General features: G+C 43.2%; 9 protein-coding genes. 6 read left to right on the top strand and 3 right to left on the bottom strand.

What is annotated here, in order from left to right; genetic code table 11:
• Window positions 1–182: 182 nt before the first annotated feature.
• Window positions 183–1,448, bottom strand: a complete 1,266-nt coding sequence (locus L2740_RS09410; RefSeq protein WP_248949866.1) for a DEAD/DEAH box helicase — start codon at window positions 1,446–1,448, stop codon at window positions 183–185.
• Window positions 1,449–1,678: 230 nt separating this feature from the next.
• On the opposite strand from L2740_RS09410, the gene L2740_RS09405 reads away from it, so the two are divergent.
• Together L2740_RS09405 and L2740_RS09400 are read left to right on the top strand one after the other, a co-directional pair.
• Complete coding sequence (locus L2740_RS09405; protein WP_275974137.1) at window positions 1,679–2,182, top strand: DNA polymerase III subunit chi; 504 nt, start codon at window positions 1,679–1,681, stop codon at window positions 2,180–2,182.
• A gap of 19 nt (window positions 2,183–2,201) precedes the next feature.
• Window positions 2,202–5,102, top strand: a complete 2,901-nt coding sequence (locus tag L2740_RS09400) for a valine--tRNA ligase (protein ID WP_248949863.1) — start codon at window positions 2,202–2,204, stop codon at window positions 5,100–5,102.
• 96 nt (window positions 5,103–5,198) lie between these two features.
• On the opposite strand, the gene L2740_RS09395 is transcribed toward L2740_RS09400, so the two are convergent.
• Window positions 5,199–6,920: a methyl-accepting chemotaxis protein gene (locus L2740_RS09395; protein ID WP_248949861.1), complete on the bottom strand. Its 1,722-nt coding sequence runs from the start codon at window positions 6,918–6,920 to the stop codon at window positions 5,199–5,201.
• A gap of 469 nt (window positions 6,921–7,389) precedes the next feature.
• Between L2740_RS09395 and L2740_RS09390 the strand changes: the two genes are divergently transcribed.
• Both L2740_RS09390 and L2740_RS09385 read left to right on the top strand, forming a co-directional pair.
• The gene (locus L2740_RS09390; RefSeq protein WP_248949859.1) at window positions 7,390–10,350 is read left to right on the top strand and encodes an ImpA family metalloprotease; all 2,961 of its coding nucleotides are present in this window, start codon (window positions 7,390–7,392) and stop codon (window positions 10,348–10,350) included.
• 183 nt (window positions 10,351–10,533) lie between these two features.
• Window positions 10,534–10,698 carry a YqaE/Pmp3 family membrane protein gene (locus L2740_RS09385; RefSeq protein WP_012144718.1) on the top strand — a complete coding sequence of 55 codons (165 nt, stop codon included), beginning with the start codon at window positions 10,534–10,536 and terminating at the stop codon, window positions 10,696–10,698.
• Between the two features lie 70 nt (window positions 10,699–10,768).
• On the opposite strand, the gene L2740_RS09380 is transcribed toward L2740_RS09385, so the two are convergent.
• Entirely contained in the window at window positions 10,769–11,668 is a 900-nt protein-coding gene (locus tag L2740_RS09380; protein ID WP_248949858.1) for a LysR substrate-binding domain-containing protein, read from the bottom strand.
• Between the two features lie 108 nt (window positions 11,669–11,776).
• On the opposite strand from L2740_RS09380, the gene L2740_RS09375 reads away from it, so the two are divergent.
• On the top strand, window positions 11,777–12,310 hold the full coding sequence (locus tag L2740_RS09375; RefSeq protein ID WP_248949857.1) for a CidA/LrgA family protein: 534 nt from the start codon (window positions 11,777–11,779) through the stop codon (window positions 12,308–12,310).
• Window positions 12,307–12,996 (top strand): LrgB family protein, encoded by a 690-nt coding sequence (locus tag L2740_RS09370; protein WP_248949856.1) that lies wholly within the window; start codon window positions 12,307–12,309, stop codon window positions 12,994–12,996. The genes L2740_RS09375 and L2740_RS09370 overlap by 4 nt, the downstream gene beginning before the upstream one ends.
• Window positions 12,997–13,453 lie beyond the last annotated feature (457 nt).

Genomic DNA, 13,453 nt, shown 5'->3' with positions numbered 1-13,453 from the left:
GCGGAGTATATCCGCAATGCTAAAAACGCACCAGCTAATAAATTAGACAATGTGAGCGATTAATTTTTTATCAATTATTAACTAAAGCCCCTGATGTTCTTTATATCAAACACACTAATTTAATTTGCTTTGCCTAAACTTACCCGCATGCAGCTACGTATGAAACGTAGCCTAACTATCGACTATTTTGCCTGCCTTGGCTTTTTACTGGCAAAATCTTTAGCACTGCGTTTATTTTGACTACGGCGATTAGCCTTTTTATCTCGAGGGGCACGTTTATTTGCTCCTGTTGACGGTTTATCTGTTACCGCAAAACCATCAAGCTCTTTAAGGTTAAGTTTGCGCTCAGTAAATAACTCAATCGCTTTTAAATACTCAGTCTCACCATGGCAGACTAATGAAATAGCTAAACCATTGGCTCCCGCTCTTGCGGTGCGGCCTATACGGTGCACATAAACTGGCGCGCTGGTTGGTAAGTCGAAATTTATCACTACAGGTAGTGCATCAACATGAATGCCACGAGATAACAGATCAGTTGTCACCAGCACCTGTAGCTCATTAGATTTAAAAGTGGTTAGAGTTTGTAACCGCTGTTGATGCTCTTTATCACCATGCAATGCAGCAGCATTAAGGCCAGCTTTAACCAACCTTTTTACCAACTTATCCGCATCGTCTTTAGCATTAATAAATACCAACACTTGTGGCCATCGGTGTTTATCAATTAACGCCGCTAATGCCTTCGCTTTATCACCTTTATTAATTAAATAAAGTGATTCATTAATATCGGCAGTAACGCTATTAACCGCTTGCGCAACAACCTTTTTAGGTCGATTGAGTAATTGCAGCGCTTTTTCGTTTAACTCAGGCGCAAGAGTTGCCGAAAACAACAAGCTTTGGCGCTTGCTTGGCATAAACTCAAGAATACGCTCCAAATCTGGCCAAAAGCCCATCTCCAACAATCTGTCTGCTTCATCAAGAACAAGCTGCTTTAATCCACTCAGCGATACATGCTGCTCACGCAACAAGTCGAGTAACCTTCCTGGCGTTGCCACAACCAGTTGCGACTTATACTGCTGATTTGCTTGCTGCAATACAGTGATTTGCAGTGCCTTATCAATTCCGCCACACAGTACGATTATCTCGGTGTCCAACGACACAACATCAAGCGCTTCAGCCACTTGCAAAGCTAATTCACGAGTGGGTACCAATATAAGTGCTTTAACTAGATCTTTAGCTTCACAGCCATCGGCCTTAGTTGATGTAATAGCTTCTATTAACGGCAGGCCAAAAGCATAAGTTTTACCACTGCCAGTTTGCGCTAGTGCTAACACGTCGTTACCCGCTAATATTTCTGGAATCGCAAGTCTTTGGATTTCAGTCGCAATAGCTAACTTACTCGGCAGTTTTGATAGGATTTGAGCGCTTAAATTTAGGTCGGAAAAATTCATAATATGGGCTATTTACAACAGTTGCATGGAGTGTAACCACAGCGCTGCGATTAGTAAAATTAACCCGCTATCTAAGCATGAAATAGAGGGGAAGACCCAGGTTATTTATTAGCTCAACAACAAACTCAAATAAGCGTGAAATAAATCCAAGATTAGAGGCTGATCTCTGAGCGACTTTTAGTGTAAAATCGTCTCTTTCGTCAGCCAAAAAGCCAAGCTAATAAACAACTATGTCATCTAGTGTGTCTTCTAGCCAGTCGCAAGCTCTGTTTTATCTGATGCCTAAAGGTGCCGGACAGGCATCTCATCAATCAAGATCAGCGCTAGAGCAAGTGTATCTTGTTGCTTGCCAATTGGCCGAGAGAGCTTTTTCTGCTCAGGAGTTGGTTTACATTCATTGCCAAGATCAACAGCAAGCTTATGCGATTGATGAGCTACTTTGGCAATTTGAGCCGCAATCATTTGTACCACATAACCTTAAAGGTGAAGGTCCATTAGGCGGTGCTCCGGTAGAAATAGGCTTTGACAGGCTTGGCGCCAACAAAAAACGTCATCTTCTGGTTAATCTTGCAGACCAAGTACCGCAATTTGCGGTAAACTTTGAACAGATTATCGATTTCGTTGCCAATGACGATAGCCATAAAGCGATTGCTCGTGATCGCTATCGGCAGTATCGCAGCCTTGGGATAGCTTTAACGACCCAAGATTTAGCAGCACAACCAATTAATTTTTAGTTTGAGATAAACACGCCCCATGGAAAAAACATATAACCCGCAGTCTATAGAACAGTCTCTTTACCAAAACTGGGAAGAGAAAGGTTACTTCAAGCCACACGGCGATGAGTCTCAAGGCAACTATTGCATCATGATCCCGCCACCAAACGTGACGGGCAGCTTGCACATGGGTCACGCCTTCCAAGATACCATCATGGACACCTTGACTCGTTACCAACGTATGAAGGGTAAAAACACCCTTTGGCAGGTCGGTACTGACCACGCTGGTATCGCAACACAAATGTTGGTTGAGCGTAAAGTTGCTGCTGAAGAAGGTTTAAGCCGTCACGATCTTGGCCGTGAAAACTTCATCGACCGTATTTGGGACTGGAAAGAACAGTCTGGCGGTACCATCACTAAACAGTTACGCCGTCTTGGCGCTTCTGTAGATTGGGACCGTGAACGTTTCACTATGGATGAAGGCATGTCTGATGCCGTACAAGAAGTGTTTGTACGTCTATACGAAGATGACCTAATTTACCGTGGTAAGCGCCTAGTAAACTGGGATCCAACCTTACATACTGCGATTTCAGATCTTGAAGTTGAGAACAAAGAAAAGCAAGGCAGCATGTGGCACTTCCGCTACCCGCTTGCTGATGGCGCGTTAACTGCTGACGGTAAAGATTACCTAGAAGTGGCAACCACTCGTCCTGAAACTATGCTTGGTGACAGCGCGGTTGCGGTTCACCCAGAAGACGAGCGTTACCAATCTCTTATTGGTAAGTTTATTCTACTACCAATCGTAAACCGTCTTATCCCAATCGTTGCTGACGATTATGTGGATATGGAGTTCGGTACTGGTTGTGTAAAGATCACTCCTGCACACGACTTTAACGACTATGAAGTTGGTAAGCGTCACGCGCTGCCGATGTACAACATTCTAACGATTGATGCGGCAATTCGTTCAAGCGCGGAAGTTGTAAATACTGACGGTACAGCTAACAACGACCTAGATAATAGCCTTCCAGAGCGTTACGCAGGTCTTGATCGCTTCAAAGCGCGTACTGCTATCGTTGAAGAGTTTGAAACATTAGGCCTGCTTGGCAAAATCGATCCACACGCATTGAAGGTACCTTACGGTGACCGCTCTGGCGTTGTGATCGAGCCACTACTAACAGACCAGTGGTATGTTGCTGTTGCACCTATGGCAAAAACTGCCATGGAAGCGGTTGAAAACGGCGATATCAAGTTTGTACCACAACAATACGAAAACATGTACAACTCTTGGATGCGTGATATTCAAGACTGGTGTATTTCACGTCAGCTATGGTGGGGTCACCGTATTCCAGCATGGTACGACGAAGCGGGTAAAGTATATGTTGGCCGCGATGAAGCTGAAGTTCGTGCGAAGCACCAGCTTGACGATTCAGTCACTCTACGCCAAGACGCTGACGTACTAGATACTTGGTTCAGCTCTGCATTATGGACATTCTCAACCCTAGGCTGGCCAGAAGATACCGCTGAGCTTAAAGCTTTCCACCCAACAGATGTGTTGGTTACTGGCTTTGACATCATTTTCTTCTGGGTTGCCCGTATGATCATGATGACCATGCACTTCATCAAAGATGAAAACGGCAAGCCACAAGTACCATTTAAAACGGTTTATGTTACCGGTCTTATCCGTGATGAAGCCGGTAACAAGATGTCTAAGTCTAAGGGTAACGTACTTGACCCATTAGACATGATTGACGGTATCGATCTTGAGTCTCTAGTTGAAAAGCGCACTGGCAACATGATGCAGCCACAGCTTGCCGCTAAGATTGAAAAGAGCACTCGTAAAGAGTTTGCTGACGGTATTGAAGCACATGGTACTGACGCGCTGCGCTTTACTCTTGCGTCTATGGCATCTACAGGTCGTGACATCAACTGGGACATGAAGCGCCTAGACGGTTACCGTAGCTTCTGTAACAAGATCTGGAACGCATCACGTTACGTGTTAATGAACACTGAAGTACAAGCGGATGATGCAAGCGATGATGCAATTGGTGAAGCACTAGACTGCGGGCAAAATGGCGGCGAAATGGAGTTATCTCTTGCTGATCGCTGGATTATCGGTTTGTTCAACGAAACAGTTAAAGCCTATGACGAGCACATGGCTAACTACCGCTTCGACTTAGCAGCTAACACTATTTACGAGTTCACTTGGAACCAATTCTGTGACTGGTACTTAGAGCTAACTAAGCCTGTGATGCAAAGTGGCACTGAAGCTCAACTTCGTGGTACTCGCCATACTTTGGTTAACGTATTGGAGCAAATGCAGCGTCTAATGCACCCAATCATGCCATACCTAACTGAAACTATCTGGCAGCGTGTTAAGCCGCTTGCTGGTGTTGAAGGCGATACATTGATGCTTGCTCAGTTCCCTGAGTACCAAGCAGAAAAAGTTGATGCTATTGCGATGGAAGATTTGGAATGGGTTAAGCAAGTAATTGTTGCGGTACGTAATATCCGTGCTGAGCTAAACATTGCGCCATCTAAGCCACTAAACGCACTATTACGTGGTGTGAGTGAGCAAGATAAGGCTCGCCTAGAAGCTAACCAAACCTTCTTCAAGACCCTAGCTAAGCTTGAGTCTATGACTATTCTAGCAGATGGTGAAACGGCACCTATGTCGACTACACAGTTAGTGGGTAACATGGAGCTATTAATCCCAATGGCTGGCCTAATCGATGTGGCTAAAGAAGTGGCGCGTATCGACAAGCTACTAGAAAAAGCACAAGCTGAGTTTGCACGTATTGAGGGCAAGCTATCTAACCAAGGTTTCGTTGCTAAAGCACCTGCTGCCGTTATTGAAAAAGAACGAGCTAAGCAAGCTGAATACCAACGCGACATGGACAAGCTTACTGAGCAGAAAGCTGAGCTTGCAAAGCTAGAAGGCTAAGCAAGAAAAGCTAACTCTCTCCTCGAGCGTTAGCTCATAAGAAAGGGCTGTCACTGACAGCCCTTTTTGTTATCTCAATTTTATAGCGTTCGCCAACTACACTCGATAGTAAGCAATTTCTTGTTGCATTGACTCAGCAAGGCTAGCAAGCTCATGAGTCGATGCTTGAGTTTGCTCAGCACCAGCAGCGGTTTGATCCGAAATATCACTAATATTGGTAATGTTTCGGTTAATCTCCTCGGTCACTAAGCTTTGCTCTTCTGACGCCGTCGCAATTTGAGTATTCAACGCATTAATTTGTTCAATGCTCGCCATAATTTGCTGTAAGGCTTCACCCGCTTGCAGTGATTTACTCACGCTCAACTTTGCTTGCTCAGTGCCCTTTTGCATCATTAGCATCGAATCACGAGCTCCTTGCTGTAAACGCTGGATCATCTTTTGGATCTCTTCAGTCGAATCCTGAGTACGCTTAGCCAGCGAGCGCACCTCGTCTGCGACGACCGCAAAACCTCTTCCTTGCTCGCCGGCACGTGCAGCTTCAATAGCAGCATTAAGTGCAAGCAAATTAGTTTGCTCTGAAATACCTTGAATAACATCCACAACTGAACCAATTTCATCAGATGACTTAGAGAGCACTTGCATCGCTTCTGTCGCCCCGTCCATCTCAATCGATAGAGTTTCAATAACAGCTATGCTCTCATTAACAACTGCTTGCCCTTGGTGCGCAGCACTATTCGCTTCAGCCGATGTTACTGCCGCAGCTTCAGCGCTTTGCGCAACTTCTCTTACGGTTGAAGTAAACTGATGAATTGCTGCAGCTATTTGCTGGGTCTGTTGCTGCTGCTCAATCACATTGCGCTGAGTCTGAGTTGAAACCACTGAGTTTTCTTCTGCAGCACTGGCTAATCGCGCCGTAGACTCGTGAGTGTTCTGCACTACATGTTGAAAGCGAGATGCAATTTGATTAACGTAATCTGCAATATGGGCAAACTCATCATCACCACCAATTTCAATACGTTTAGTTAAATCGCCGCTAGCAATATTAATCGCCGTCAGTTCCAGCTCAACCACCGACTTAGCAATTCGACGTCGAATTAGCGTTAAACTAATAGTAATCACTAGCATACTGATACTAGAAAACAGCGCGACTAACACAATATAAACCTGCATATTGTTATTAAACTGCTTAAAAGTGTGTTCACCCTCAGCGATTTGCAGCTCTAAAAACTCTTTCGCTTCGGCAGTAATCGTTTTAAATAGCGGGTTGATCTCGCTAAGTAAAATCTGATTAGCCTCTTCATATTGCTGTTGCTGTAATGCTGCAATGGTTGGATTAAAGCCAACCATAACAACACGATCTAACAAGCTTTTAAGCTCATTAGCCTGACGGCGTTCATCAACGGCTAGATCGGCACTCAATATTTGATTTTCAACAATATCTTTTAAGGCACTTATTGACGCTTGAGCCTGACCTATGTGCAAAGACAACGGATGGTTATGCATTTCTGAAAACTGACTGGTTGGATCATGCTGAAATGCCAAGAGTAACTCACTGCGAGCAGTGGCTAGTTCAGTTAACGTTTGACCTGCATTAATACTTAGCTGCATGCCCTGGGCATGCAGCTGTCCTATCGATTCCCCAGCATCTTGCATTCCAGATATGCCCTTATACCCAAGAAATACAAACGAAATTACAGTTAAAAAAACAATAAATTTGAGCTGATAGCGAACTGATTTGATAAGTGACATAAAGCTAGATTGAGACTGACTTGGGCGACGAAGTTCATCTTGCCCTAATTGCTCGATTAATACAGACATGCTAATTCTCGTTTCCTGCGTAAGCTATTGAAATTTTAAAAATCAAAGAGAAATGAAGTATCGGTTTTGTATCTTCAAAACATACCGGCAAGCAGCATAGAGATTTGGTTCCAATTTGATACACAAAGATAAGAAAAGCGCTTAGATTATTGATAGAGATCACACCCTTATATCAAGTTTTACTCGATGACAATGACTAATGTCGACAACGAGCATTTATTACTCATCAACAAAGCAGGCTACTTTTCGCGTTAATTGTAATTGGGAGCCTCAATCATACTGTAATAAGGTGATACCGAACTATGTTATTTGAGCACTGCTACTTAACTATGTTCGGTAAAAAGTCAATTTGATGACAAAGTCAAAAAACCGACTTAACCATTGTTTTATATAAATAAATTTTAATTAAATTTGATCAAAACAGTAAAAACACTCAAGATAGACACAAATTAAACAGAGTGTTAACAATATGAAGCATTGGTTTTTATCGGGTTGTATCTTAATCGGTCTATTTGGTTGTGGGGGATCAGATGATTCAACAGCAACAGACAACGGAAACCTTGTCCCGTCAGCCCAACCACCTGCTGTTACACTTAGCGAAGATATAACAGCTTGGAATGATCAAAGCCTACAGTTAAATGCCGAGGTCACAATCTACGCATCTGGTAACTCTGCTTTTCAGTGGCAGCAAGAGTCTGGCCCCGAGGTCTCTTTATCAAACGCTAGTATTAGCGGTGTCACAATAGATGCAAGCCAATTAACTCAAGATGCCAGCATTACACTTAGCTTAAGTGTCACCGATAGCCAAAACCAAACCGCGACAGCTGAAATTAACCTGCAATTAAACGATAGAATTTCAGCAGCTATGCGCACGGGTGATGCCAGCATTGCTGCCACGCAGTCAATACATATCGTAAAACGTGCTCTATCGCATATTAAGCAATATCGTTTAGACGGCAAAACCTTACTTGAGAATATCTATCAAGGTGATCCTATAATATATGATCAAGGTCGTCACTCACAAATGATCCAACTATCAGGCGCTGAACACGCATATCCAGAGAGTAAAGCCTACAGCATAGTGACCGGCAACAAAGGACTCACTTTTGCCGCTGTTAATGATAAAGCTGGTCAGCGCAATGCTGCTTTTGGTACTGATATCATTTCGAGTATGCAGCAAGGCAATAACCTTGAATTTGAAGTGAGCTTTAAACGTCTGCTAACTTGGCTGTTAAACCAAGACACAAACGAAATAGCACAAGAGCAGCAAGTTCGACTGTTTCTAATGAGTGGTAATACTGTAAACCGAATTACCAGCTGGATAAATCAACACTATCCAAACTGGCAAGTGCAAACTTGTAGTGAAGCGGCTGAATTAAGTAGCTGTTTATCTGATGCTCAGTTAGTGATCACAGGATCTTCCGAGCTCTTTACTATCGAGCAAGTTAAGCCGCTTATCGCACAAATTCAATCTGACAAACAACCACTTTTATATATGCATCTGCATAGCTGGAACAGTGTACCACTAACCCAAACCGTGCTTAATCCTATGGGCTTTAGCATGCAAGGTGTTGGTGGACCGGGCAATTATTTTTCCCAAGATAAGGCCGATTGGCAGTCGGCCGCGAATATGCTTAGTCACTACAATGCGCTTGATAGTGAACAAATGTGGTTATCGCTATTCGATACCCAGCAAACCGATTTTAACCTCGCTAATTGTGCAACTAACTGTGATGCTAACTTTAACGATAACTATCGCCCAGCATTGAGTAATATTAGAAACAGCATCAAAGCGTTAGATACCAGTAAACTGGATATTTTTAACCAAGCTGATTACTCACTTTACAAGTTGCTTATTCTATTAGGTGATATTTATCGCCAAGATATTCAATACCCAATGGATGTCGCCACAACCGACAGCTTAAGTTATTTAAAAGCTTATTACGCTGATCATAGCGTTTATAACTATCGCGATATTAATCCAGTGCCTAAAGACTTAGGCAATTTTAGCCGGGTTGATTTTAGTCATATAACAGCAGCGGATAAAACCATTAACCTTGGCAGTAAGAAAGGCTTTCGATCTGCTGGTGTTTATGCGTTGCCGGGTCAAACAGTAAGCGTAACCCGCAATGACAATAGTCCTGTGCGTACTTGGATATTTATAAACAGTTTACGTTCAGGCTCAACCCATGAGTTTGCCACTAATGGCTACAGCCGCCCTAAATTACTGCAGTCAACCCACATTGAAGTTAAAGCTGGCGAAACAATTAAGTTTACCAGCCCTTATGGCGGACCGATGCAAATTAGCTTTGACCAAGGCGATTTGCCCACACAATTCGACTTTCAACAAATTGGATTACACCCATATTGGCGCAAGGGAATGGATGACAACAAGTTTATGCAAGACTTGGTTGCAGAGCAGTATGATTGGGCTGAACTTGCAACCGAGCATTTTGAAGTACACTCTAAGCTCGATAAAATGCAGCAAACTATGGAGCATGAGCCACTTTGGGATACACCAGAAAAAATGGCTGATGCGATAATGACTCAGGTACATAACTATCCGCATTTATTAGCTGGCTTTAAAGGCCCATTTATCGATGATGTGGCCGAAGTTACTGAGTTTGCCAGCAGCCAAGGCTGGCAGATTGATACCATAGACACTGTAAAGCATATGAATGCCGACCAAGCAACTTGTGGTTATGGCTGCTCAGGGAATCCTTACGATGCATATTGGTCATTTAGCCCAACCGGCCATGGTGACATTCATGAACTAGGTCATGGCCTCGAAAAAGCTCGCTTACGTTTTGATGGCCACGATGGTCACGCATCAACTAATCCATACTCTTATTACACTAAATCCCGAGCATATACAGAACTTGGTAAGCTGCCATCATGCCAAGGGTTGGATATTGACGATGAATTTACCGTACTACAAGCCAGTGTAAATCAAGCTGACCCATTTGCTTATATGCAAGCTGCCAACCTTAGTAGTTGGTCCAATGGTATGGCTACCATGCTGCAAATGATGGTAGCGGCTCAAGATTATGGCAAGTTGGACAATGGCTGGCACCTACTTGCTCGGCTACATATTTTACTGCAGGAATTTGAACGAGCTAAGGCTTCAGATGAAATCTGGCTACAAAAGCGGGCTCAACTTGGGTTCAATCAATTTAATTTAGAGACAGCCAAAACTATCTCAAACAATGATTTTCTAATGATTGCCATGAGCTATTCAGCGCAGCTGGATTATCGCCAAATTTATCAAATGTGGGGCTTAGCAACCACTCAGGCAGCAAAAGATCAAGTTAGCTCGTTTGGTTTTACCAGCATCGCTAAGCAGATTTATGTTTATGCGCCCGGCGAATACTGTAAAAGCCTAGATCTACAAGCGGTTGCCATTGATGGCAAGTCACCTTGGCCACTATAGATAAAAATTTGTACTAAAGGTTATTCATCACGATAAGCCAGCTAAGCTCAACAAGAGCTAAGTTGGCTTTTATTTCAATAGCTGCAACATTTACAAGCCTAGAAATATAGATTAAGTTTTAAACAGCATTAACGAAGTAAACCAGACATAAAAATCAACTAACTGGCTAAAGGACATGACTATATGGATACCAATAAACTGTTACTCATAATCATCGCGATTTTATTACCTCCAGTAGCAGTATTTTTAAAAAGCGGTGTAGGTAAAGATCTGCTGATTAATATTATTCTGTGCTTGTTATTCTTTATTCCAGGCTTATTGCATGCGCTATGGGTGGTGACTAAATAGGGTCATACTAATCCACATGAAAACACCAAGCCTAACTAAGAGTTAGGCTTTTTTATGGCTAGCGCAATAGCTACTCTGCTGATGCTTGCTCAAGCTGCTGTTTCACCAGTTCTATCATCGCCTTAGCAGCAAAAGATAAGCTTTGTTGTTTGCGCCAAAATAGCGATAACTCCCATCGTAAATCTTGACTAGCTAATGGCACGTTAACTACCGCATCGACCCGATAGCGCTCAGCTATAATTTGCGGTAACACCATAATACCTGTACCAGCGGCTACCAGTGCAATACCAAAATCAGCATGACTCACACGCGTGATTTCTGCAGGTACAAAGCCGGCCTTATTACAGGCATCTAAAATCAACTCATAGAGTGCATATTCCGGCTCAAACATCACCTGTGCTAATGCATGTAAATCGGTTAATTGCAGCTCTTTAAAACTTGCTAACTCGTGAGTTTTAGGTACCACTACCACCATAGGATCGTTGCGGATCCTTAAGCCATCAAACTCACCATCAAAGGCGATAATGCCTGTTGCTAATTCAATCTCGTTTTTCTGTAGTGCAAGTGTTTGCTCAATACCACCGCGCACTAACAGCTGCATATCGATTTTTGGATACAACTGCCTAAACTTAGCAATCACCGGAGCAAACAGTTCAGCGCTGCCCAGCGGTGCTAAACCTAATTTTAAGCTGCCGCCGCTTAAGTTACGTAGCGCGTCAAGTTCATGCAGCAGTGCCTGACGCCCAGAGAGTAATTGCTGGGCGTGCTGATATACAACTTCCCCTGCCGCAGTGAGTTTTATCTGGGTGCCGCGTTTTCCTCGCTCAAGCAACACCATATCTAACTCTTCTTCTAACATTCTTATTGCTTTAGACAGGGCTGGTTGTGTCAGGCATGCCACATGACTCGCCTTAGCAAAACCACCAGCATCGACCACTTGGGTAAAGTATTGCAGTGCTTTGAGATCCATTTAGATAACCAACATTTATAGATAGCATTCTTAATATTCATTTTTTCTATTAAATAAGCAAGCGTAAACTAACACGCATTCGTTACCTTTACCGTTCTGGAAATGATCATGGCTACCTTCGCCAAGATTAATCGTAAAAATATCAAACATTGCTTACTTGTTGCCCTGCAAGTTACCGGTTTTTGTGGCTTTGCTTGGCTGTGTCAAACCTTAGCTATTTACATCAACTCCCCCATTCCAGGCAGTGTTATCGGCTTAACTATATTGCTGTTATTACTATCGTTAAAATTGATCCCAGAACGCAGCGTAAGCCTTGCTTCAAAATGGTTAATTGGGGAGTTACTGCTGTTTTTCATTCCACCTGTTGTAGCTGTCATTAAGTATCAAGCCTTGCTAGAGCATTTTGGTGCAGTATTAATAGGCGCCATGCTCGCAGCGAGTACCTGCGTGCTTGTTGGCACCGCATTCACTGTAGATAAGTTATTTAAATTTGAGCACAAAATGCACTTAAAACGCCAAGCAGCTAAAACCGTTCAACATGTGGACCAAACTATGGCGGTTGCAGAAAAAGTATTGACGTTACCCAAGACATCACCAACTGATTTAGCGCCAAAAGCAACCGAGGAGCGCCAAGCAGCATGAGCCATTCAATCGTAGGTTTATTTTGTTTAGTACTCACTTTGATAGGCTACTTTGCCAGTAAAGCTTTGTATAAACGTCAACGCAAAGTCTGGCTAGCACCTATTATCATAGCGCCCATGGCTATATTGATAACTGTGGTAAGCCTGAAAATCGATGTCAGTGATTACTTTAGTTATACCCACTACTTGGCAGCGATGTTAGCTCCGGCGACTATCGCATTTGCACTCCCGATTTATCGTGAGCGCGAACTGATTAAGCAGTATCCACTAACACTTAGTTTAGGTGTTATCTGTGGCTTATTACTTGGGCTGGGCTCATCTTGGTTACTGGTAAAGCTAACCAATCTGCCGCCAGAGTTATCCCACAGCTTGATGGTGCGCTCGGTATCGACTCCATTTGCTATTGAAGCAACAGGCTCATTTGGTGGCATACCTGAACTCACAGCAATGTTGGTGTTACTCACAGGTGTGATTGGCATGTTGATCTGTGAGCCATTATTTAAAGTCGCTAACATTAAAAGCGCGATTGCCAAAGGCGTTGCATTAGGGGCTTCTGCTCATGGCGCTGGCGCAGCTAAAGCTAGTGAGATTGGCCGCCAAGAAGGTGTTATCGCTAGCCTAACCATGATTTTTACCGGTATTGCAATGGTACTCACCGCACCACTATTTGCTGCGCTACTTCATTGATTCCACTATCAGTTAAGTACGCACACCATTATCGCTCCTATTCATAAGTCATTTCATCGCTACGGCTAGTGCCAGCGTTCTAGCTGAAGCTTTGCTCCATTTTTCCTATCCCCGCTTCTCTTTTGCGTTTGCCACGGTTAATAAGTATTAGACGCTAGAAAGTTGAATAGGCAGTTACGATTCACCTTCCCCCACACATAGAAAGCCCTCCTTTTTGTTAGTCTGTTCAAATCCTCTGCCATTGTCTTGAAATACAGCCAATAATTGCCGAATTTCCGCTGTTTTATGTCAATTAAACGAATTAAAAGCAGCTTAAAGCTCACTAAAGTGAAAATTAACACTTTTGCGTTTAACAACAAATTAGGTAAAGTGTCTGCTGCAATTACAAGCTTGCAGCGTTTTGGTAAAGAGTCACACGTTCGACATACTCAAAACCAACACAATAAAAACATACAAA

The organism is Shewanella pneumatophori, from assembly GCF_023283895.1.
GTDB classification, from domain to species: Bacteria; Pseudomonadota; Gammaproteobacteria; order Enterobacterales; family Shewanellaceae; genus Shewanella; species Shewanella pneumatophori.
The sequence above is the reverse complement of the archived record's forward strand: the minus strand, read 5'-3'. Positions and strand labels throughout refer to the sequence as shown.